Annotated in this window: 18 protein-coding genes and 2 tRNA genes; 16 read left to right on the top strand and 4 right to left on the bottom strand. The window is 61.0% G+C overall.

Features of this window, described 5'->3' with window-relative positions; all coding sequences use genetic code 11:
- Positions 1-14: 14 nt before the first annotated feature.
- The 12 genes from ACM6I7_RS17785 (at position 15) to ACM6I7_RS17730 (ending at position 15,007) form a co-directional block, all read left to right on the top strand.
- Positions 15-1,514 (top strand): NAD(P)H-hydrate dehydratase, encoded by a 1,500-nt coding sequence (locus ACM6I7_RS17785; RefSeq protein WP_150369529.1) that lies wholly within the window; start codon positions 15-17, stop codon positions 1,512-1,514.
- On the top strand, positions 1,502-1,972 hold the full coding sequence (tsaE, locus tag ACM6I7_RS17780; RefSeq protein WP_098966932.1) for a tRNA (adenosine(37)-N6)-threonylcarbamoyltransferase complex ATPase subunit type 1 TsaE: 471 nt from the start codon (positions 1,502-1,504) through the stop codon (positions 1,970-1,972). Before ACM6I7_RS17785 ends, tsaE begins: the two co-directional genes overlap by 13 nt.
- Positions 1,973-2,023: 51 nt before the next feature.
- Positions 2,024-3,403 (top strand): N-acetylmuramoyl-L-alanine amidase, encoded by a 1,380-nt coding sequence (locus ACM6I7_RS17775; protein WP_371260346.1) that lies wholly within the window; start codon positions 2,024-2,026, stop codon positions 3,401-3,403.
- A 5-nt stretch (positions 3,404-3,408) separates the two neighbouring features.
- A complete protein-coding gene (gene mutL / locus ACM6I7_RS17770; RefSeq protein ID WP_414889037.1) occupies positions 3,409-5,307 on the top strand; it encodes a DNA mismatch repair endonuclease MutL in 1,899 nt (632 codons plus the stop codon).
- Positions 5,307-6,278 (top strand): tRNA (adenosine(37)-N6)-dimethylallyltransferase MiaA, encoded by a 972-nt coding sequence (gene miaA / locus ACM6I7_RS17765; protein WP_330207439.1) that lies wholly within the window; start codon positions 5,307-5,309, stop codon positions 6,276-6,278. The genes mutL and miaA overlap by 1 nt, the downstream gene beginning before the upstream one ends.
- Positions 6,279-6,372: 94 nt before the next feature.
- Complete coding sequence (gene hfq, locus ACM6I7_RS17760) at positions 6,373-6,633, top strand: RNA chaperone Hfq (RefSeq protein ID WP_003221112.1); 261 nt, start codon at positions 6,373-6,375, stop codon at positions 6,631-6,633.
- A 12-nt stretch (positions 6,634-6,645) separates the two neighbouring features.
- Complete coding sequence (gene hflX, locus ACM6I7_RS17755; RefSeq protein WP_003221114.1) at positions 6,646-7,947, top strand: ribosome rescue GTPase HflX; 1,302 nt, start codon at positions 6,646-6,648, stop codon at positions 7,945-7,947.
- Between the two features lie 96 nt (positions 7,948-8,043).
- Positions 8,044-9,219 carry an FtsH protease activity modulator HflK gene (gene hflK, locus ACM6I7_RS17750; RefSeq protein ID WP_007967435.1) on the top strand — a complete coding sequence of 392 codons (1,176 nt, stop codon included), beginning with the start codon at positions 8,044-8,046 and terminating at the stop codon, positions 9,217-9,219.
- Entirely contained in the window at positions 9,219-10,088 is an 870-nt protein-coding gene (gene hflC / locus ACM6I7_RS17745; protein WP_027611416.1) for a protease modulator HflC, read from the top strand. Before hflK ends, hflC begins: the two co-directional genes overlap by 1 nt.
- A 313-nt stretch (positions 10,089-10,401) precedes the next feature.
- On the top strand, positions 10,402-11,589 hold the full coding sequence (locus tag ACM6I7_RS17740) for an ATP phosphoribosyltransferase regulatory subunit (protein WP_047600701.1): 1,188 nt from the start codon (positions 10,402-10,404) through the stop codon (positions 11,587-11,589).
- 54 nt (positions 11,590-11,643) lie between these two features.
- Positions 11,644-12,933: an adenylosuccinate synthase gene (locus ACM6I7_RS17735; protein ID WP_003221122.1), complete on the top strand. Its 1,290-nt coding sequence runs from the start codon at positions 11,644-11,646 to the stop codon at positions 12,931-12,933.
- Between the two features lie 139 nt (positions 12,934-13,072).
- A complete protein-coding gene (locus tag ACM6I7_RS17730; RefSeq protein ID WP_097089869.1) occupies positions 13,073-15,007 on the top strand; it encodes a methyl-accepting chemotaxis protein in 1,935 nt (644 codons plus the stop codon).
- A 100-nt stretch (positions 15,008-15,107) separates the two neighbouring features.
- Here ACM6I7_RS17730 and ACM6I7_RS17725 read toward each other — a convergent pair whose 3' ends face one another.
- From ACM6I7_RS17725 to ACM6I7_RS17710, 4 genes are all read right to left on the bottom strand, one after another.
- The gene (locus ACM6I7_RS17725; RefSeq protein WP_414888963.1) at positions 15,108-16,673 is read right to left on the bottom strand and encodes an ABC transporter permease; all 1,566 of its coding nucleotides are present in this window, start codon (positions 16,671-16,673) and stop codon (positions 15,108-15,110) included.
- Positions 16,673-17,683, bottom strand: coding sequence for an iron ABC transporter substrate-binding protein (locus ACM6I7_RS17720; protein ID WP_414888962.1), 1,011 nt, complete (start codon positions 17,681-17,683; stop codon positions 16,673-16,675). The genes ACM6I7_RS17725 and ACM6I7_RS17720 overlap by 1 nt, the downstream gene beginning before the upstream one ends.
- Before the next feature lie 203 nt (positions 17,684-17,886).
- Positions 17,887-17,973 (bottom strand) — tRNA-Leu (locus tag ACM6I7_RS17715).
- Positions 17,974-18,153: 180 nt separating this feature from the next.
- Positions 18,154-18,240 (bottom strand) — tRNA-Leu (locus ACM6I7_RS17710).
- A 225-nt stretch (positions 18,241-18,465) separates the two neighbouring features.
- Between ACM6I7_RS17710 and rnr the strand changes: the two genes are divergently transcribed.
- The 4 genes from rnr (at position 18,466) to rpsR (ending at position 22,852) form a co-directional block, all read left to right on the top strand.
- Positions 18,466-21,096 (top strand): ribonuclease R, encoded by a 2,631-nt coding sequence (gene rnr / locus ACM6I7_RS17705; protein ID WP_027611420.1) that lies wholly within the window; start codon positions 18,466-18,468, stop codon positions 21,094-21,096.
- Positions 21,093-21,857, top strand: coding sequence for a 23S rRNA (guanosine(2251)-2'-O)-methyltransferase RlmB (rlmB, locus tag ACM6I7_RS17700; protein WP_003221131.1), 765 nt, complete (start codon positions 21,093-21,095; stop codon positions 21,855-21,857). The genes rnr and rlmB overlap by 4 nt, the downstream gene beginning before the upstream one ends.
- 313 nt (positions 21,858-22,170) lie before the next feature.
- On the top strand, positions 22,171-22,593 hold the full coding sequence (gene rpsF / locus ACM6I7_RS17695) for a 30S ribosomal protein S6 (protein WP_003221133.1): 423 nt from the start codon (positions 22,171-22,173) through the stop codon (positions 22,591-22,593).
- Between the two features lie 28 nt (positions 22,594-22,621).
- Complete coding sequence (gene rpsR / locus ACM6I7_RS17690) at positions 22,622-22,852, top strand: 30S ribosomal protein S18 (RefSeq protein ID WP_002551829.1); 231 nt, start codon at positions 22,622-22,624, stop codon at positions 22,850-22,852.
- Positions 22,853-22,878: the final 26 nt, after the last annotated feature.

The following is a 22,878-nucleotide window of genomic DNA, read 5'->3' as shown; positions in this document are numbered from 1 at the left end:
GAGCCCGAAGACGCATGCCGCACACGAAAGATCAATTACCCGACGCGCTGTATGGCGCCGCACAGGTGCGAGCACTCGATGCGCGGCTGATCGCTGCGGGTACGCCGGGCTTCGAATTGATGCAGCGCGCCGCGCACGCGACCTGGCGCGCATTGGTGCGGCAATGGCCGTCGGCGAGCGAAATGACTGTGCTTGCCGGGCATGGCAACAACGCCGGCGATGGTTTTCTGATCGCCGCGCTGGCGCACCGGGCCGGGTGGGCGGTGCGGGTGCTCGCAGTCGGTGATCCGCAACGCTTGCAGGGCGACGCGGCGCAGGCTTATGCGCAGGCCATTAGCGATGGCGTCGCCGTGCAGAGCTGGGCTGCGCAAAGCGAGCTGCGCGGGGTGATTGTCGATGCCTTGCTCGGCACCGGGCTGGCCGGCGATGTCCGTGAGCCGTATGCCGCTGCGATCAAGGCGATCAATGCCAGTGGCCTGCCGGTGGTGGCGGTGGATATTCCTTCCGGGCTGTCTGCCGATACTGGACATGTCCTCGGCATTGCGGTTCACGCTGACCTTACCGTGACTTTCATCGGCTTGAAGCTCGGCCTGTTCACCGGGGATGCGGCGGATCAGGTCGGGGCATTGGTGTTTAACGATCTGCAAGCCGCCGCCGACATCTACCGTGACATTCCTGTCAGCGCTCTGCGTCTCTCGGCGGCTAATCTTCCACGATTGGCCCCGCGTGCGCCCGCGGCACACAAAGGGCGCTTCGGGCATTTGCTGCTGATCGGTGGCGATCAGGGTTTTGGCGGGGCGATTCTGCTCAGTAGCGAAACGGCCTTGCGCAGCGGCGCGGGCATGGTGTCGCTGGCAACCCGTGCGGAACATGTCCCGGCAGCGCTGACGCGGATGCCGGAAGTCATGGTGCTCGGCACGTCGTCGGCCAATCAGTTGATGGGGCTGCTGGAAAAGGTTTCGGTGCTGGTGGTTGGTCCGGGACTCGGACAGGCGAGTTGGGGGCGGGCACTGTTGTCCGCTGCCGCCAATGCGCCGCTGCCACAGGTGTGGGACGCCGACGCATTGAATCTGCTGGCGAGCGGATTTGTCAGTCTGCCCAAGGAATGCGTGATCACCCCGCATCCGGGCGAGGCGGCGCGCCTGTTAGGGATCAGCACTGCCGAGGTGCAGGCAGATCGTCCGGCCGCCGCGCGGGCGTTGAGCAAAAAATACTCGGCCGTCGTCGTGCTCAAAGGCGCCGGCAGCCTGATCGCCCACCCCGATGGGCGTCTGGCGCTGTGTCATCAAGGCCATCCGGCCATGGCCACCGCCGGCCTGGGCGACGTACTCGCCGGCTTGACTGGCGCGTTGTTGGCCCAAGGCATGAACGGCTTCGATGCCGCGTGCCTGGCAGTCTGGCTGCACGCCAATGCCGGCGCGCAACAAGGTAAATTCGGCCGTGGACTGGCGGCCAGAGATCTGATTCCAGTCATTCGTCAGTTGTTGGAGGAGCATGCACCGTGTCTGAAGTAACCCTGTACCTGGCCGATGAACAGGCCATGAGCGACTTTGGCGCACGGATCGCCCGCATTACCCAAGGCCACGGCCTGATTTTCCTGGAAGGCAATCTGGGCATGGGCAAAACCACCCTGTCGCGGGGCATCATTCGTGGGTTGGGGCATGTCGGCGCGGTAAAAAGTCCGACCTTCACCCTGGTCGAACCCTACGAGATCGGCGACGTGCGTGCCTTCCACTTCGACCTGTATCGCCTGGTCGATCCGGAGGAGCTGGAGTTTCTCGGCATCCGCGACTATTTCGAAGACGATGCACTGTGCCTGATCGAGTGGCCCGATAAAGGTGCAGGCTTTTTGCCAAAGCCTGACCTGACCATTACCATTAGCCCGCAAGACAGCGGGCGTTCGCTGAAAATTTTATCCCAGGGCTCGCGTGGCGAGGCCTGGTGTGCCGCTTTGGCATTGGAATCCAATTAAATGATGGGGTTAGGTATGCGCTTTCGCGCGTTGGTGGCTGCCGTTGGACTGATGTTGATGGCAGTAACCGTCAACGCTGTGGCCGAGACAAAGGTCAACAGCGTGCGCCTGTGGCGGGCGCCGGACAACACGCGACTGGTCTTCGACCTGAGCGGTCCGGTGCAGCACAGCGTCTTCACCCTGACCGCACCGGATCGGCTGGTGATCGACATCAATGGCGCCACCCTGGGGGCGCCGTTAAAGGTCTCGACTGCTAACACGCCGATCACCGCGATGCGCTCGGCCCAGCGCACGCCGACCGATCTGCGAGTGGTCATCGACCTGAAAAAAGCCGTCACCCCGAAAAGTTTCTCGCTGGCGCCGAACGCGCAATACGGTAATCGTCTGGTGGTCGACCTGTTCGACAACCCGGCCGATGCCGCGCCGCCGCCAGCCCCGACGCCATCGGTCGCCACCGTGCCGGCAGTGCCGGTGACACCGTCTGAACCGGCGATCAAGTTGCCACCGGCCCCGGCTGGCAAGCGCGACATCATTGTGGTGATCGACGCCGGTCACGGCGGCGAAGACCCGGGTGCGTCCGGCTCGCGCGGCCAGCGTGAGAAAGACGTGGTGCTGCAGATCGCCCGCGAGCTGCAGCGTCAGGTCAACGGCATGAAAGGTTTCCGCGCCGAACTGACCCGTACCGGCGACTACTTCATCCCGTTGCGCGGCCGTACCGAAATTGCCCGCAAGAAGGGCGCCGACCTGTTCGTTTCGATCCACGCCGACGCTGCGCCGTCTGCGGCAGCCTTCGGTGCCTCGGTGTTTGCCCTGTCTGATCGCGGCGCGACGTCGGAAACTGCCCGTTGGCTGGCCGACAGCGAAAACCGTTCTGACCTGATTGGTGGTGCCGGCAACGTCAGCCTCGACGACAAGGACCGCATGCTCGCCGGCGTGCTGCTTGACCTGTCGATGACCGCTTCGCTGACCTCCAGCCTCAACGTCGGCCAGAAAGTCCTGACCAACATCGGTCGCGTGACTCCGTTGCACAAGCAGCGCGTGGAGCAGGCCGGGTTCATGGTGTTGAAGTCGCCGGACATCCCGTCGATCCTCGTCGAAACCGGATTCATCTCCAACGCCAACGAAGCGAACAAGCTCTCGGCTTCAAGCCACCAGCAGGCGCTGGCGCGTTCGATCAGCAGCGGCGTGCGCCAGTTCTTCCAGCAGAATCCGCCACCGGGCACCTACATCGCCTGGCTGCGCGACTCCGGCAAGATCGCCCAAGGCCCGCGCGATCACCGCGTGAGCCCGGGCGAGACGCTGGCGATGATCGCCGTGCGTTATCAGGTGTCCCCCGCGACGCTGCGCAGTGCCAACAACCTCAGTAGCGATGAGCTGAAGATCGGCCAGCACCTGACCATTCCCGGCACCGAACTGGCGTCCAAAGAATGAATCAGGTGTTGAACGCCGCACGCATCGAACTGCTCAGCCCGCGGCTGGCGAACCAGATCGCCGCCGGCGAGGTGGTCGAGCGCCCGGCTTCGGTGATCAAGGAGTTGCTGGAAAACAGTCTCGACTCCGGTGCCAAACGCATCGATGTCGATGTCGAGCAAGGAGGCGTCAAGCTGCTGCGGGTGCGTGACGATGGCAGCGGCATTTCCGCCGACGACCTGCCGCTGGCGCTGGCGCGTCACGCCACCAGCAAGATTCGCAATCTCGAAGATCTGGAGCAGGTGATGAGCCTGGGCTTCCGTGGTGAAGCACTGGCGTCGATCAGCTCCGTGGCGCGCCTGACCCTGACCTCGCGCACACGCGATGCCGATCAGGCCTGGCAGGTCGAAACCGAAGGTCGCGACATGGCGCCTCGCGTTCAGCCGGCGGCGCATCCGGTCGGTACCTCGGTGGAAGTGCGCGACCTGTTTTTCAATACGCCGGCGCGGCGCAAGTTTCTCAAGACCGAAAAAACCGAATTCGATCACCTGCAAGAAGTGATCAAGCGTCTGGCGCTGGCGCGTTTCGACGTGGCCTTCCATCTGCGCCACAACGGCAAGACCATCCTCAGCCTGCACGAGGCCCACGATGATGCAGCCCGCGCTCGGCGTGTGGCGGCGATCTGTGGTTCGGGCTTCCTCGAACAGGCGCTGCCGATCGAGATCGAGCGCAATGGCCTGCACTTGTGGGGCTGGGTCGGGTTGCCGACCTTCAACCGCAGCCAGGCGGACTTGCAGTATTTCTTCGTAAACGGCCGTGCGGTACGCGACAAACTGGTGGCCCACGCGGTGCGTCAGGCTTATCGCGATGTGCTGTTCAACGGTCGTCATCCGACCTTCGCGCTGTTTTTCGAAGTCGATCCGGCGGTGGTGGACGTCAACGTGCACCCGACCAAGCACGAAGTGCGCTTCCGTGACGGACGCATGGTGCATGACTTCCTTTACGGCACATTGCACCGCGCGTTGGGCGATGTGCGTCCGGAAGATCAACTGGCCGGCTCTGTCACCACAGCCGTGGTGCGTCCAACCGGTATCGAGGCCGGTGAATTCGGCCCGCAGGGCGAAATGCGTCTGGCGGCCAACGCGCTGCTGGAACAGCCGCAGGCGCAACCGGTGTTCAATACTTCGTCGGGCGCCAGCGCTGGCGGCGCTTATCAGTATCAGTACACGCCGCGTCCGCAGTCGGCTGTGCCGGCCGCCGAGGCACAAGCTGCTTACCGCGAGTTCTTCGCACCGTTGCCGGAAGCGAATGCCAACGCGCTGCCAGCCGGCCAGGAAGACATTCCACCGCTCGGTTACGCGCTGGCGCAGCTCAAGGGCATCTACATTCTCTCCGAGAATGCTCAGGGTTTGGTGCTGGTGGACATGCATGCCGCGCACGAGCGGATCATGTACGAACGCCTGAAAATCGCCATGGCCAGCGAAGGCCTCAGCGGTCAGCCGCTGTTGGTGCCGGAGTCGCTGGCGGTCAGTCAGCGTGAAGCCGATTGCGCTGAAGAACACGCTGCATGGTTCCAGAAACTGGGCTTCGAGCTGCAGCGTCTGGGCCCGGAAACATTGGCGATCCGGCAGATTCCGGCGCTGCTCAAGCAGGCCGAGGCCAATCGGCTGGTGGGTGACGTGCTGTCGGACCTGATGGAATACGGCACCAGCGACCGGATTCAGGCACACCTGAACGAACTGCTCGGGACCATGGCCTGCCACGGCGCGATCCGTGCCAACCGGCGCCTGGCTTTGCCGGAAATGAACGGCCTGCTGCGCGACATGGAAAATACCGAGCGCAGCGGTCAATGCAACCATGGCCGACCGACCTGGACCCAACTGGGCCTGGACGATCTGGACAAACTGTTCCTGCGCGGTCGTTGATGAGCCAGCTCCCTCCAGCGATTTTCCTGATGGGCCCGACCGCTGCGGGCAAGACCGACCTGGCCATCGAGCTGACCAAGGTGCTGCCGTGCGAGCTGATCAGCGTCGACTCGGCGCTGGTCTATCGCGGCATGGACATCGGCACCGCCAAACCTTCCAAAGAACTACTGGCCGAGTTTCCGCACCGGTTGATCGACATTCTCGATCCGGCCGAGGCCTATTCGGCAGCAGATTTCCGTCGTGATGCCCTGCAAGCCATGGCCGAGATCACCGCGCGCGGAAAAATTCCGCTGCTGGTTGGCGGCACCATGCTCTATTACAAGGCGTTGGTTGATGGCCTGGCGGACATGCCGGCGGCCGATCCCGAGGTTCGTGCGCAGATCGAAGAAGAGGCTGCACGCCTTGGCTGGCAAGCCCTGCACGATCACCTGGCGATCATCGATCCGGTGTCGGCGGCACGCATTCATCCGAACGATCCGCAGCGCCTGAGTCGGGCGCTGGAGGTTTATCGGGTCAGCGGTCAGAGCATGACTGCCCTGCGTCAGCAACAATCTGCGCAAAGTACTGAAGCAGCCGCTTCGGGACGGCAACAATTGCCCTATACTGTCGCGAACTTGGCCATTGCTCCGGCAAATCGTCAGGTACTGCATGAGCGCATTAAACAAAGATTCACAAATATGCTGGAACAGGGGTTCATCGACGAGGTCGTAGCCCTGCGTAAAAGAAGTGACCTGCATTCCGGGTTGCCGTCTATACGTGCGGTAGGCTACCGCCAAGTCTGGGACTACCTGGATGGCAAGCTGTCGTTAGCTGAAATGCAGGAACGCGGCATCATTGCCACGCGTCAATTGGCCAAGCGCCAGTTCACCTGGCTGCGCAGCTGGGAAGAACTGCACTGGCTGGACAGTCTTGATTGCGACAATCTGCCACGCGCCTTGAAATACCTTGGGACCATCTCCATATTGAGCTGAGTCCTTGCAATTGCCGTCTATCCTTGGGGGTGTGGCGGCCAAAGCCATCTGAATTACCTATTTTTATTATTGAATCCTTAAAGGAGTGCGGCACATGTCAAAAGGGCATTCGCTACAAGACCCTTACTTGAATACTTTACGTAAAGAGAAAGTTGGGGTTTCCATCTACCTGGTCAACGGTATCAAACTGCAAGGCACGATCGAGTCGTTCGACCAGTTCGTTATCCTGCTGAAAAACACCGTCAGCCAGATGGTTTACAAACACGCTATCTCGACAGTCGTGCCAGTACGTCCAATTCGTCTGCCTAGCGCAACCGAATCCGATGCAGGTGACGCTGAGCCAGGTAACGCCTGATAGGAGTCTCCTTTGTTCTTTGAGCGCCACGGTGGTGGTGAGCGAGTCATACTCGTTCACTTGGAAGGTCAGGACCCTGAGGCGCGCGAAGATCCGCAGGAGTTTCAGGAATTGGCTAATTCGGCGGGCGCCGAGACCGTTGCGTTTTTTAACGTACCGCGTCATCGGCCAACCGCCAAATTCCTGATTGGCAGCGGCAAGGTCGAGGAATTACGCGACCTGGTCCATGCCGAAAAGGCCGATCTGGTGATTTTCAATCACATTCTCACGCCCAGTCAGGAACGTAACCTCGAACGTGTTTTCGAGTGTCGCGTGATCGACCGTACCGGCCTGATTCTCGATATCTTCGCCCAGCGCGCCCGTACCCATGAAGGCAAGCTCCAGGTAGAACTGGCCCAGCTTGATCACATGAGCACCCGCCTGGTTCGCGGCTGGACTCACCTTGAGCGTCAGGGTGGCGGTATCGGCATGCGTGGCCCGGGTGAAACCCAGCTCGAAACCGACCGGCGTCTGCTGCGGGTTCGTCTGCGTCAGATCAAGGGTCGTCTGGAAAAAGTGCGCAGCCAGCGCGAGCAATCGCGACGCGGCCGCTCCCGTGCGGATATCCCTACCGTGTCTCTGGTGGGCTATACCAACGCCGGCAAATCCACGCTGTTCAATAACGTGACCAAGTCCGAGGTATACGCGGCCGACCAGTTGTTCGCCACGCTCGACCCGACCCTGCGCCGTCTGGAACTGGACGACCTGGGGCCGATCGTTCTGGCGGACACGGTAGGGTTCATTCGGCACTTGCCGCACAAGCTGGTCGAGGCATTTCGGTCTACGCTCGAAGAGTCGAGCAATTCCGACCTGCTGTTGCACGTGATCGATGCGGCCGAACCGGATCGCATGTTGCAGATCGAGCAGGTGATGGTGGTACTGGGCGAGATCGGAGCCCAGGACTTGCCGATCCTCGAGGTATACAACAAACTCGATTTGCTTGAAGGCGTTGAGCCACAGATCCAGCGCGATGCCGATGGCAAACCGCAGCGGGTCTGGCTGTCGGCGCGCGATGGCACGGGTCTGGAATTGCTTGAACAAGCCATTGCCGAGTTGCTGGGCAGTGATTTGTTTGTGGGGACATTGCGCTTGCCGCAACGGTTCGCTCGACTGCGTGCGCAGTTCTTCGAACTCGGTGCGGTACAGAAAGAAGAGCATGACGAAGAAGGCATCTGCCTGCTGGCCGTTCGTTTGCCCCGTGTCGAGTTGAATCGACTGGTAAGCCGCGAAGGATTGCAGCCGATGGAATTCATCGAGCAACACACTTTGCAATAAAAGCCTGGCAAAGCGGTTGTGCCGCAACGGCAGGCATTCTGTAGCATTGGTCGGCGCGCCGTGGGTGCGTCTTTGCTTTATCAGATGGAGAGCGCTATGGCTTGGAATGAGCCGGGTGGCAACTCGAATAATCAGGATCCTTGGGGTGGCAAGCGCCGCAATAACGGCGACCGCAAGGGGCCACCGGATCTCGACGAGGCCTTCCGAAAGCTGCAGGAAAGCCTGAACGGGTTGTTCGGTGGTGGTAAGAAACGCGGTGGTGATGACGGCGGTGGTTCGGGCAGGAGTGGTGGCGGCTTCGGCGGTCTGCTCGGCATCGGCCTCGTGGTGCTGGCGGCTGTCTGGCTGTACAGCGCGGTCTATGTGGTCGACGAGCAGGAGCAAGCCGTGGTGCTGCGCTTCGGCAAGTACTACGAGACTGTCGGCCCCGGCCTGAACATCTACTTCCCGCCGATCGACAAGAAGTACATGGAGAACGTCACGCGTGAGCGTGCCTACACCAAGCAGGGCCAGATGCTGACCGAAGACGAGAACATCGTCGAAGTGCCGCTGACCGTGCAGTACAAGATCAGCAATCTGCAGGACTTCGTGCTGAACGTCGATCAGCCGGAAATCAGTCTGCAGCATGCGACCGACAGCGCCCTGCGCCACGTGGTGGGTTCGACCGCCATGGATCAGGTGCTGACCGAAGGTCGTGAATTGATGGCCAGCGAAATCAAGGAGCGTCTGCAACGTTTCCTCGATACCTATCGCACCGGTATCACCGTCACCCAGGTCAACGTACAGAGCGCAGCGGCACCGCGTGAAGTGCAGGAAGCCTTCGACGACGTGATCCGCGCCCGTGAAGACGAGCAGCGTTCGCGCAACCAGGCGGAAACCTACGCCAACGGCGTCGTGCCGGAAGCCCGTGGTCAGGCCCAGCGTATCCTCGAGGATGCCAACGGTTACCGCGACGAAACGGTTTCGCGCGCCAAGGGTGAGGCGGATCGCTTTACCAAACTGGTCGCCGAGTATCGCAAGGCCCCTGAAGTCACCCGCCAGCGTCTGTACCTGGACACCATGCAGGAAGTCTTCAGCAATACCAGCAAGGTACTCGTGACCGGCAACAAGAACGGCCAGAGCAACCTGCTTTACCTGCCGTTGGACAAAATGATCCAGAACAGTTCGGGCAGCAATGCACCGGTTACCGGTTCGGCTGCCGCCAGCAACAACACGGACGTCGCGCCGCATGTCACTGACCTGCCGCAGACACGTACAAGGGAGACCCGCTGATGAGCAATAAATCGCTGATCGCCCTGATCGTTGGCGTTGTCGTGGTGCTGGTGGGCTGGAACTGCTTCTATATCGTGGCTCAGACCGAGCGCGCGGTGCTGCTGCAATTCGGTCGTGTGGTTCAGGCCGATGTCCAGCCGGGCCTGCATGTGAAAGTGCCTTACGTTAACCAGGTGCGTAAATTCGACGCACGTCTGATGACGCTGGATGCACCGACACAGCGCTTCCTGACCCTGGAAAAGAAAGCCGTGATGGTTGATGCCTACGCCAAGTGGCGGGTGAAAGATGCCGAGCGCTTCTACACCGCGACTTCCGGCCTCAAGCAGATCGCCGATGAGCGTCTGTCCCGTCGTCTGGAATCCGGTCTGCGTGACCAGTTCGGCAAGCGCACTCTGCACGAAGTGGTGTCGGGTGAGCGTGATGCGCTGATGGCTGACATCACCGCGTCGCTGAACAAGATGGCGGAAAAAGAGCTGGGTATCGAAGTCGTCGATGTCCGGGTCAAGGCCATCGATCTGCCGAAGGAAGTGAACCGCAGCGTGTTCGAACGTATGAGCACCGAGCGTGAGCGTGAAGCTCGCGAGCACCGCGCCAAGGGTAACGAGCTGGCCGAAGGCATCCGTGCCGACGCCGATCGTCAACGCCGCGTGCTGCTGGCTGAAGCCTATCGTGAGTCCGAAGAGATTCGCGGTGATGGCGATGCCCAGGCCGCTGCGATCTACTCCAAGGCCTACGGCCAGGATCAGGAGTTCTACGGTTTCTACCGTAGCCTGCGTGCCTACCGTGAAAGCTTCGCGAACAAATCCGACGTCATGGTTCTCGACCCAAGCAGCGACTTCTTCCGTTACCTGGAAAAGTCCAAGCCTTGATACGACGTTGACCTGAATCATTCCGCCCGGCGGCTAAAACCTCGGGCGGGGTGATCCTTTGGGAAAACGTGTGTATGATGCGGCAGCCGGGAAATTCCCGGCTTTTTTGCGTCTGCACATTTGATTGCTGTTTTTTGTTGCAGGCATCGGGTTGAATGGCCCGAGCGTTTTTCGAGGAAAGTGATGGGCGAAGCCGGTAACAGGCCTTTCGCCGCGTCGTTCATGCGCGTGCGTTTTGAACGGATCGGTCATTTTCTGCTTCACTCAAGGCTCGCCCGCAGGCTGGCCGCCCGGATCAAAGGGGAATGGCGTAATGGCAACGGTAGACCGCTGGCTGCTGCCAGATGGCATCGAAGAAGTACTGCCACCGGAAGCGGCGCGCATTGAAGTCGCGCGTCGTCAGGTGTTGGATCTGTTCCAGAGCTGGGGTTACGAGTTTGTCGTGACTCCCCATATCGAGTACCTGGAATCCCTGCTGACCGGTGCGGGCCAGGACCTGGATCTGCGTACCTTCAAGGTCATCGACCCGCAGTCGGGTCGGCAGATGGGGTTCCGTGCCGACATCACGCCGCAAGTGGCGCGCATCGATGCGCACACCCTGCGTCGCGAAGGTCCGAGCCGTCTGTGCTACGCCGGCAGCGTGCTGCATGCCCAGCCGCGTGCACTGTCGTCCTCGCGCAGCCCGATTCAGCTGGGTGCCGAGCTGTACGGCGATGCCAGCCCGAGCAGCGACGTTGAAGTGATCAGCCTGATGCTCGCCATGCTGCAACTGGCCGATGTGCCGGATGTACACATGGACCTTGGCCATGTCGGCATCTACCGTGGTCTGGCGCGCGCCGCCGGTCTGTCCGGTGAAGTCGAGCAGCAGTTGTTCGATGCGTTGCAACGCAAGGCCATCGACGAGGTCATTACCTTGACCGAAGGCCTGCCGGCCGATCTGTCCGGCATGCTGCGGGCGCTGGTCGATCTGTGTGGCGGACGTGAAGTACTGAGTGCGGCCCGTGAGCGTCTGGCCAATGCACCGGCGCCGGTTCTGGCGGCGCTGGAAGATTTGCTGGAGATCGCCGATCGTCTGGCGACGCGTTTCCCGGAGTTGCCGCTGTACTTCGACCTGGGCGAGCTGCGCGGCTACCACTACCACACCGGTGTGGTGTTCGCGGTGTTTGTCCCGGGCGTGGGCCAGTCCATCGCTCAGGGCGGTCGTTACGACGACATCGGCGCCGACTTCGGTCGTGCCCGTCCGGCGACCGGCTTCTCTACCGATTTGAAAACCCTGGTGACCCTGGGGCGTGCTGAGATCGAGCTACCGTCTGGCGGTATCTGGATGCCTGACAGTACGGATGCGGCACTCTGGCAGCAGGTTTGCCAGTTGCGCAGTGAGGGTCAGCGTGTCGTTCAGGCATTGCCTGGACAACCTTTGGCCGCCGCCCGTGATGCGGACTGCGACCGGCAATTGATTCAGCAGAACGGGCTTTGGCAAGTATCGCCACTGGCTTCTTGAGTTTTCCTGCCGGCCATCGCCGGCACCAAGTTTGCGCGAATGAGGACAAGTGTTATGGGTAAGAATGTCGTAGTCCTGGGCACCCAATGGGGTGATGAGGGCAAAGGCAAGATCGTTGATCTGCTGACCGAACATGCTGCCGCCGTAGTGCGCTACCAAGGTGGCCACAACGCTGGCCACACCCTGGTGATCGACGGCGAGAAAACCGTCTTGCACCTGATCCCGTCGGGCGTACTGCGCGAAGGCGTGCAGTGCCTGATCGGCAACGGCGTGGTGGTTGCACCTGACGCCCTGCTGCGTGAGATCACCAAGCTGGAAGAGAAAGGCGTACCGGTGCGCGAGCGCCTGCGTATCAGCCCGTCCTGCCCGCTGATTCTGTCCTTCCACGTGGCGCTGGACCAGGCCCGTGAAAAAGCCCGTGGCGAGCTGAAGATCGGTACTACCGGTCGCGGTATCGGCCCGGCTTACGAAGACAAGGTTGCACGTCGTGGCCTGCGCGTGGGTGACCTGCTGAACATGCCGCGCTTCGAAGACAAGCTGCGTGAACTGGTGGATTACCACAACTTCATGCTGGTCGGTTACTACAAAGAGCCGGCCATTGAGTTCGAAAAGACTCTGGCCGAGTGCAAGGAATACGCCGAGCTGCTCAAGCCGCTGATGCTCGACGTGACTGCCGAGCTGCACGACCTGCGTCGCGCCGGCAAAGACATCATGTTCGAAGGCGCTCAGGGTTCGTTGCTCGACATCGACCACGGTACCTACCCGTACGTGACCAGTTCCAACACCACCGCAGGTGGCGTGGCGACCGGTTCGGGCGTTGGCCCGATGTTCCTCGACTACATCCTGGGCATCACCAAGGCTTACACCACTCGCGTCGGTTCGGGTCCATTCCCGACTGAGCTGTTCGACGACGTGGGTGCGCATCTGGCCAAGCAAGGTCACGAGTTCGGCGCTACCACCGGCCGTGCCCGTCGTTGCGGCTGGTTCGACGCCGTCATCCTGCGTCGCGCTATCGATGTGAACAGCATCTCGGGCATCTGCCTGACCAAGCTGGACGTACTCGATGGTCTGGAAACCATCAACATCTGCACCGGCTACAAGGACGCGCAAGGCAATGCCGTGGCGCCGACCGACGCTGACAGCTACGTGGGCCTGCAGCCTGTGTACGAAGAAGTGCCGGGCTGGACCGAATCGACCGTGGGTGCCAAAACCCTGGAAGAGCTGCCAGCTAACGCTCGTGCCTACATCAAACGCGTTGAAGAGTTGATCGGCGCGCCGATCGACATTATTTCGACGGGCCCGGATCGCAACGAAACCATCGTTCTGCGTCATCCGTTCGCTTGATAAGTCGTTGATGTAAAAAACAAAGGCCCCTTAATCGGGGCCTTTGTCGTTTATGCCTGTTGGACGGCATGACCTTTGCTGTAAATCTTCCTACAAGAGTGCCATCAAATTAATGGCGTCAGAAGTAGAGGGATTCACAGTGTCGGCCGTTCTCTCACTGTTACAAAGCCGTTTGTTGCGGCCCGTGTTCGTTACCCTTGGTATCGCCCTTTTGGTGCAAGTGCTGGTGGCAGTCGCCCTGACACGAAGCACGGTCACGGCGCTGGAAGCCGATCTCGGCGCTCGTCTGGGCGCTGACAGCCAAAAGCTCTCCGGCGAGCTGGAGCAGGCCGGGCGTGAAGTCACCTCAAGCCTCGATAACCTTTCCTCAAGTACCCGGCAGCGCCTGACCGCCGGCCTGTCTTCCCGTCTGAAGGAAGAGCAGGCGCAACTGCGTACGACACTGGAAAAAGATCTCAAGGACTCGGCCAATGACATGGCTCAGTTGCTCGCCTCGGTGGCGCCGCGCGCCATGTGGGACAGCGACGTGCCGACCCTGTCCGAATTTGCTCGTCGCGCCCAGCGCAATCCCAACGTGTTGTTCGTGGTTTACGACGATGCCACCGGACAGCACCTGACGCGTTATCTCAACCGCGAAAACCCGATCAACAAGGCCTTGCTGGAAAAGGGCCAGGGCGAACGCGCGCTGGATAAAGTGCTGGACGCGGCGAAAAACGATCCGTCGGTCTACTACCTTGAGGCCTCGATCAATCCCAACGGCGTGGAAATCGGCAAGGTGCTGATGGGCGTATCGACGGCTTCGGTGGACACCGATCTGGCGGCGCTCGACCAGCGCTTCTCGGCGCTGATCGCCAGCAGCGATCAACTGGTCGGCGACAGTCTCAAGGGTGCCGCTGCCGATAGCGCGACGGCAATGCAGGCGCGTCTGCAGTCGGCGCAATCCACCGCGACCGAGATGAAAGCCAATACCAGCAGCACCGTGCAGGAAGCCGCCGCGACCTTGCGCTGGCGCATCGGCATGGGCCTGGCACTCGTCGGTTGCGGCGTGCTGCTGTTGCTGGCGGTGGTGCTGGGGCACCGGGTGGTCAATCGCTTGAAGATGCTCAACGCGGCGATGGACGATCTGGCGGCAGGCGAGGGCGACCTGACCAAGCGCGTGCAGATCAACAGCAAGGACGAGATCGGCGACATGGCCTCGGCAGTCAATCGCTTTGTGGATAAGTTGCAGCCGATCGTGCGCGAGGCGGGCGATGTCGCGCAGCGTACCGGTGTCGAGATTGGTGCCATGACCCTGCGCAATGCCGGTGCCGACGCAGCGGCCGGGATGCAGCGTGACGAAGTGGCGGAAAGCCTGCGCGCGCTGTCGCAAATGGCTGACGAGGCGCAATCGGAAAGCCATGCCATGCAGGCTGCGTTGAAGCAGGTGGTGGATATTCGCCAGGCCACCGATGAAAACACTCGTACCTCGGCGAAAGTCGGCAGCCTGATCGAGGCGCTGGCCGGGCAGGTCGACACCGGGGCGAAAGTCATCGAGCGGCTGGCGCAGCAGAGCGAACAGATCGAAGTGGTGCTGACGGTGATTCACGGCATAGCCGAGCAGACCAACTTGCTGGCCTTGAATGCGGCGATCGAAGCGGCGCGGGCCGGTGAGACCGGCCGCGGTTTTGCCGTGGTCGCGGACGAGGTGCGCGCCTTGGCGAGCAAGACGCAAAGCTCGACCGGCGACATTCAGGCGCACATCGTCGCGTTGCAGCAGGGCGCGCGTGAAGCGGTAGAAGCGATCGGTCAGGCGGGGCGTCAGGCCAGCGAAGGTTTGCTGGTGTTGCGCGACAGCGCACGGTTGCAGCAGTCGGTGCAGGCCTCGGTCGAGCAGGTGCATGCGGCGATCGGTCTGGCAACGCAGGCAGCGGCGCATCAGGCGCAGGGCGCGCAGGCAGTGCGTGGGCGGGTCGAAACGATTCATGCCCAAGCCGAGAAGGCGGCGCAGGCGGTGGTGGAAACCACGGCCAGTGGCAAGGTACTGGATGGGCTGGCGGCGCAGCTGAAGGCCAGTCTGGGACAGTTCAGGGCCTGATGTTTCCCCCTTCGCGAGCAGGCTCGCTCCCGCATTCGATCGCATTCCTCTGGTGGGGCTCGGTCAAACTGTGGGAGCGGGCTTGCTCGCGAAGGCGATTTCAGCGGCTCAGATACATCCGCGTCGTCAGCAGATACACCGGCAACCCCGACACCACAATCAACAACGCCGCATAAGGCGCTGCCGCCGCGAACTCGACATTTGCCGTATGCGCCCAAACCTCGGTCGCCAGCGTGTTCAGCCCGGTCGGACTGAGCAACAGCGTCGCCGTCAATTCCTTCATCGCATCCAGAAACACCAGCGCAAACGCCGCACCCAGTGCCGGGAAGATGATCGGCAGGGTCACCCGGCAAAACGCGGTGAATGACGATGCCCCCAACGTGCGTGCCGCTTCTTCCAGCTGCGGCGCAGCCTTGTTCAGTGCCGTGCGAATCGGCGCCTGTGCCAATGGCAGGAACAGCAGCGCATAAGCGATCAGCAGCAATGCCGAGGTCTGGTACAGCGCCGGCACGTAGTGCAGGGCGAAATACACCAGCGTCAGCGCGATTACCAGGCCCGGCAAGGCGTGGAGCAGATACGGCAAGCGTTCGGCCCAGATCGCTAGTTGGCCCTTGTAACGCACCACCAGCAGCCCGACCGGCACCGCCAGCAGCAGGCACAGCGCTGCGCCACCCAGCGACAAGGCCAGCGAAGACAGCAGGGCTTCGGTGATCGCCGCGACCGGGAAGGCTGCCGATGAGCCCACCGCCAGCCAGTACGCGAGCATGCCCAGCGGAATCCCGCTGCCGACAATCGCCAGCAACAGGCAATACAACTGACCGGCAACCGCCCACGGCCCCAGCCGCACTTGCTCGGCCTGACGCGCTGCGCCCTGGCCGGTGCGCACATGGCGACCCTTGCCGCGTACACGCAGCTCCAGCCACAACAGCATCAGACATAGCGCGAGCAGCACCGCCGAAAGCATCGCCGCGTTGGCGTTGCTGAATTCCAGTTCGAATTGCTGATAGATCGCGGTGGTGAAGGTTTGCAGGCCGATGATCGACAGTGCGCCGAACTCGACCAGCATGTGCAGGGCAATCAGCAGCGAACCGGCCAGCAGCGACGGCCAGAGCAGCGGCAGGGTGACGCGGAAAAACACGCCCCAGCGATTCTGTCCCAAGGTGCGGGCGGATTCTTCAAGGGACGGATCGAGGTTGCGCAGGGTCGCCGCGACCGGCAGAAAGATCAGCGGATACTTCGACAGGCTCATCACCAGAATCGCCCCGCCGAGGCCTTCGAACTGCGCGCTCAACGACACCCAGGTGAAGCTGCTGACAAACGCCGGCACCGCAAATGGCAGGCACAGAATCACTCCCCACGGGCGTCGGCCCGGCAGATTGCTGCGCTCCAGCAACCACGCCAGTGACAGGCCGATCACACCGCAAGCCAGCGTCACGCCAACCATCAATGCCAAGGTGTTGCGCAGCAGACCGAAAACGTACGGGCGCCACAACAAGTGCAGCGCCTCAGCCCAGCCGGCTTGCCAGGCTTTCAGGCCGACGTAGGCCAGTGGCAACAGGCTCATAACCACCAGCAATAACACCGGCAGCACCAGCCAGATTGACGGCCGCTTGCGTCGTGGTACGAAACCCCCGCGCGCGGCGGGGGCGGATAACGATGTGGCCATCAGTTCAGGCCAACTTCACGTTCCAGGTCCAAGGCTTCTTCGGCGTTGCCCAGATCGGCCGGGGTCACGTTTGGCACTTGCAGTTCGCTGAACGGCTTGAGCCCGCGATCCGATTCCATACCTTTGTGCAGCGGGTATTCGGCGGTGGTCTGAGTGATCACGCGCTGGCCTTCCTCACTGGCCATGTAGGCAAGGAATTGCTGGGCTTCTTTTGGATGTTTGCTGGATTTCAGCACGGCAGCGCTAGATACAGTGATCAGTCCGCCGACGTCGCCGCCGGTGAAGTAATGCAGTTTCGAGTCGAGTTTGCCTTTTTCGCGTTGCAGGGCGAACCAGTAGTAGTTGTTCACCAGCACGGTGGCGACTTCGCCGTTTTCCACGGCTTTGAGCGCGACCATGTTGTTGCTGTAGGTCTTGCCGAAAGCGCGCAGGCCGGTCAGCCATTCTTCGGCGGCGTCGCGACCGTGCATCTTGATGATCGCCACGGCCTGTTCCTGAAATGCGCCGCTGGTCGGGACGAAGCCGACTTTGCCTTGCCACTTCGGATCGGAGAATTCCATCACCGACTTCGGCAGGTCTTTCTCATCGACCAGTTTCGGGTTGTAGGCAACCACGCGAACCCGCGCGGTGACACCGATCCAGGTGCCGTTGCCGGCGACGTATTGCTTGGGCAGCACCGCCAGCGTGGCGTCGTCAGTCTTGGCCAGCAGGCCTTGCTCGCCGAGGTTGTTCAGCGGAGGAGATTCTTCGGTGTAGATCACGTCGGCGGGGGAACGGTCGCCTTCTTCGATGACCTGGCTGGCGAGCTGGTTGCTGCTGCCCTTGCGTACGTTGACGTGAATGCCGGTCTTGGCCTCGAAAGCCTTGGCGATCGCATCGCCGACTTCCTTGTGTTGACCGTTGTAGAGCGTCAGGGAAACCGCATCGGCTGCCTGGGTGAGGGGAGTGGCGAGTGCCAGGCCGAGCAGGGTGAAGGTCAAGCCGCGGCGCAGGGTATTTCGAAACATCATTCGCAGGGTTCCTCACTGTCGCATTGCAAAAACTTGCAACAATGATAAACGATATTGTTTCTCAAGTGCGCCTTGCGGGTCGGTTGAGTGTTTGCTAGAGGCTGGTCGCCACAAGGTCTTGCAGGTTTTCAAACGCCAGAAACACAAAAACCCGCTTTCGCGGGTTTTTTGGGAAACTCAACGTCGTAACCTTGAGTTTGAATTGGTGCCCAGAAGAAGACTCGAACTTCCACGACCGTAAGGTCACCAGCACCTGAAGCTGGCGTGTCTACCAATTTCACCATCTGGGCATTCATCGCGAGCGTTGCCGCTGTTGATGTGGCGCACTATACGGAGCGCTTTTTGATCTGTAAACCCCTGATTTAATTTTAATTAATCAGTTTTAACAAACCCGTTCCTTAGAATGCAAAAAACCCGCTTTCGCGGGTTTTGTGTGAGCCTTGAAACTGATCTAGTCTCAAACTCGAAATTGGTGCCCAGGAGAAGACTCGAACTTCCACGACCGTAAGGTCACCAGCACCTGAAGCTGGCGTGTCTACCAATTTCACCACCTGGGCATCTCGTCAACGTGTGTACGTCGTCGATGGCGCGCACTATACGGAGCGCCTTTTTAACTGTAAACCCCTGTCAGCAAAAAAAATGAATTTTTTTACCAGCGGTGTTCAAAAGGGCTTTCAGGCGTCGATACAAGGCTCCAGAAGGGCCTTATATAGTCGGAAATTTCCCGTTTGATGGCGCCTATGCCAAACTAACCCGCATATAGACAAGGTGAAAACTCTCTAATGGCCGATTGGCAGTCCCTCGATCCCGAGGCCGCTCGTGAAGCGGAAAAATATGAAAACCCTATTCCCAGCCGCGAACTGATCCTGGCGCATCTCGCCGATCGGGGTTCGCCTGCTGCCCGCGAGCAACTGGTCGAAGAGTTTGGTCTGACCACAGAAGACCAGATCGAAGCCCTGCGCCGCCGCCTGCGCGCCATGGAGCGCGACGCTCAATTGATCTACACCCGCCGTGGCACCTATGCGCCGGTGGACAAGCTCGACCTGATCCTCGGCCGCATTAGCGGTCACCGTGACGGTTTCGGCTTCCTGGTGCCGGACGACGGCAGCGATGACCTGTTCATGAGCCCGGCGCAGATGCGTCTGGTGTTCGATGGCGACCGTGCGCTGGCCCGTGTTTCCGGTCTCGACCGTCGTGGCCGCCGTGAAGGCGTGATCGTCGAAGTGGTGTCCCGTGCCCACGAAACGATTGTTGGTCGCTACTTCGAAGAGGGCGGTATCGGTTTCGTTGTTGCCGACAATCCGAAGATCCAGCAGGAAGTGCTGGTTACGCCAGGCCGCAACGCCAACGCGCAGATCGGTCAGTTCGTCGAGGTGAAAATCACCCACTGGCCGACGCCGCGCTTCCAGCCGCAAGGCGATGTGGTCGAAGTGGTCGGCAACTACATGGCGCCGGGCATGGAAATCGATGTCGCGCTGCGTACCTACGACATTCCGCACGTCTGGCCTGAAGCGGTGCTCAAAGAAGCCGCCAAGCTCAAGCCGGAAGTCGAAGAGAAAGACAAAGAGAAGCGTGTCGACCTGCGCCATCTGCCGTTCGTCACCATCGACGGCGAAGATGCCCGCGACTTCGACGACGCGGTCTACTGCGAAGCCAAGCCGGGCAAGTTGCGCCTGTTCTCTGGCGGATGGAAGTTGTACGTGGCGATTGCCGACGTTTCCAGCTACGTGAAGATCGGTTCGGCGCTGGACAATGAAGCCCAGGTACGCGGCAACTCGGTGTATTTCCCCGAGCGCGTGGTGCCGATGCTGCCTGAGCAGCTCTCCAACGGCCTGTGCTCGCTGAACCCGCACGTCGATCGTCTGGCCATGGTTTGCGAGATGACCATCTCCAAGTCCGGCGAAATGACCGACTACTGCTTCTATGAAGCGGTGATCCATTCCCACGCCCGCCTGACCTACAACAAGGTCAGCGCGATGCTGGAAACCCCGAAAGCCACCGAAGCGCGCAAGCTTCGCGGCGAATACACCGACGTGGTGCCGCACCTCAAGCAGCTCTATGCGCTGTACAAAGTGTTGCTGGCTGCCCGTCACGTGCGTGGCGCGATCGATTTCGAAACCCAGGAAACCCGGATCATCTTCGGTTCCGAGCGCAAGATTGCCGAAATCCGTCCGACCACCCGCAACGATGCGCACAAGCTGATCGAGGAATGCATGCTGGCGGCCAACGTGGCCACCGCCGAATTCCTCAAGAAGCACGAAATCCCCGCGCTGTACCGTGTCCACGACGGCCCGCCACCGGAGCGTCTGGAAAAACTGCGCGCCTTCCTCGGCGAGCTCGGCCTGTCCCTGCACAAAGGCAAGGACGGCCCGTCGCCGAAGGACTATCAGGCCCTGTTGGCGAGCATCAAGGACCGTCCGGATTTCCATCTGATCCAGACCGTGATGCTGCGCTCCCTGAGTCAGGCGGTGTACAGCGCCCAGAACGAAGGCCACTTCGGCCTGAATTACGAGGCCTATACCCACTTTACCTCGCCGATCCGTCGTTACCCGGACCTGCTCACGCACCGCGCCATCCGCAGCGTGATCCATTCGAAACAGGACACTCCGCACGTTCGTCGTGCCGGGGCGATGACCATTCCGAAGGCGCGCATCTATCCCTACGACGAAGCGGCGCTGGAGCAACTCGGCGAGCAGTGCTCGATGAGCGAGCGCCGTGCCGACGAAGCCACCCGCGACGTGGTGAACTGGCTCAAGTGCGAGTTCATGAAAGATCGTGTGGGCGAATCGTTCCCGGGCGTGATCACCGCCGTGACCGGTTTTGGCCTGTTCGTCGAGCTGACTGATATCTACGTCGAAGGCCTGGTGCATGTCACCGCGCTGCCGGGCGACTACTACCACTTCGACCCTGTGCATCACCGCTTGGCGGGCGAGCGCACCGGTCGCAGCTTCCGTCTCGGCGATACCGTTGAAGTGCGCGTGATGCGCGTCGACCTCGACGAGCGCAAGATCGACTTCGAGATGGCAGAAAAAACCATCAGCGCGCCGATCGGTCGCAAGAAACGTGGCGCCGATACCGCAGCACCTGCGAGCAAGGCTGTGGAAGACAAGGCTCCGGCGAAAACCGCCAGCCGTCGTCCGGCCAAGGAAAAAGCCGTCGAGGCCTATCGCCCGAGCGATGCCGTGGCGAAAAACGCCGAGCTGCGCAAAAGCCGTGAATTGAAGAAGGCCTTGCTGGCCGAAGCCAAAAGCGGTGGTAAAGCGGCGTCTGGGGGAAAGACCGGACGGTCGGCGCCTGAGAAGGCCGTCGGCGGCAAGCCAGCCAAACCGAGCAAACACCGTAAAGGCCCGCCGAAAGCGGGTTCGGCTCCAGCCAAAAGTGGCGGGTCGCGTAAACCGAAGGCGAAGTCATGAGTCAGTTGGAAAAAATCTACGGCGTTCACGCGGTAGAAGCGTTGCTGCGTCACCACCCTAAACGCGTCAAGCAGATCTGGCTGGCCGAAAGCCGCAACGATCCGCGCGTGCAGACCCTGATCGAGCTGGCCAACGAAAATCGTGTGCAGATCGGTCAGGCAGAGCGCCGCGAAATGGACGCTTGGGTTGAAGGCGTGCACCAGGGCGTGGTTGCGGACGTCAGTCCGAGCCAGGTCTGGGGCGAGGCGATGCTCGACGAGTTGCTCGACCGTACCGAAGGCGCACCGCTGTTGCTGGTGCTTGACGGCGTGACCGACCCGCACAACCTCGGCGCCTGCCTGCGTTCGGCGGATGCTGCCGGCGCGCTGGCGGTGATCGTGCCCAAGGACAAGTCGGCAACCCTGACGCCGGTGGTGCGTAAAGTGGCCTGCGGCGCGGCGGAAGTGATTCCGCTGGTGGCGGTGACCAACCTGGCGCGCACTCTGGAAAAGCTTCAGCAGCGCGGTCTGTGGGTGGTCGGCACGGCGGGTGAGGCCGAGGTCAGCATTTATGACCAGGACCTGACCGGCCCGACCATCCTGATCATGGGCGCCGAAGGCAAAGGCATGCGTCGCCTGACTCGCGAGCACTGCGACTATCTGGTGAACCTGCCGATGGCCGGCAGCGTCAGCAGTCTCAACGTGTCCGTGGCCACCGGTGTGTGCCTGTTCGAAGCACAGCGTCAACGCGGCGCCAAGGCCAAAGCTGCCGCGAAGAAGTAGTCTTGAGCTGAAATCGGTTCAAATGTGGGAGCGAGCCTGCTCGCGAAAGGGGTGTGTCAGCTGACAATAATGTTGCCTGATATATCGCATTCGCGAGCAGGCTCGCTCCCACAGTGTTTTGTGTCAGGTCGAAGATCGGTGGTTGTTCAAATAATCACCAATTGCCTTGCACCTGCGCAGTCCCTTCTCTACAATTGCGCCCCTTGCTGTGACGGCAGGCACGCATGTGCCCCGCGTCAGCAAGTCCATAAGTGTCATTCACTCCTTGTCTGACCGTTTTTGAGCGGCAGGCTACAACCCGTAAGGAGCATTCATGCGTCATTACGAAATCATCTTTCTGGTCCACCCTGACCAGAGCGAGCAAGTCGGCGGCATGGTTGAGCGTTACACCAAGCTGATCGAAGAAGACGGCGGCAAAATCCACCGTCTGGAAGACTGGGGCCGTCGTCAACTGGCCTACGCAATCAACAATGTTCACAAGGCTCACTACGTGATGCTGAACGTTGAGTGCACTGGCAAGGCCCTGGCCGAGCTGGAAGACAACTTCCGCTACAACGATGCTGTGATCCGTAACCTGGTCATCCGTCGCGACGAAGCCGTTACCGGCCAGTCCGAGATGCTCAAGGCTGAAGAAAACCGCAGTGAGCGCCGTGAGCGTCGCGACCGTCCTGAGCACTCCGACGCTGATGGCGTTGAGGGTGATGACAGCGACAACAGCGATAACGCTGACGAGTAATCCACGGACCTTTTAAGGAGCCTATCAAATGGCACGTTTCTTCCGTCGTCGTAAATTCTGCCGCTTCACCGCTGAAGACGTGAAAGAGATCGATTACAAAGATCTCAACACTCTGAAAGCCTACGTATCCGAGACCGGCAAAATCGTTCCAAGCCGCATCACCGGTACCAAAGCTCGTTATCAGCGTCAGCTGGCCACCGCTATCAAGCGCGCCCGCTTCCTGGCCCTGCTGGCCTACACCGACAGCCACGGCCGCTGAGACCGGGCAGTCGACAAGTAGCAAAG

The sequence above is a fragment of the Pseudomonas sp. IT-93MI4 genome (genome assembly GCF_949767635.1).
Classification (GTDB): domain Bacteria; phylum Pseudomonadota; class Gammaproteobacteria; order Pseudomonadales; family Pseudomonadaceae; genus Aquipseudomonas; species Aquipseudomonas putida_A.
The sequence above is the reverse complement of the archived record's forward strand: the minus strand, read 5'-3'. Positions and strand labels throughout refer to the sequence as shown.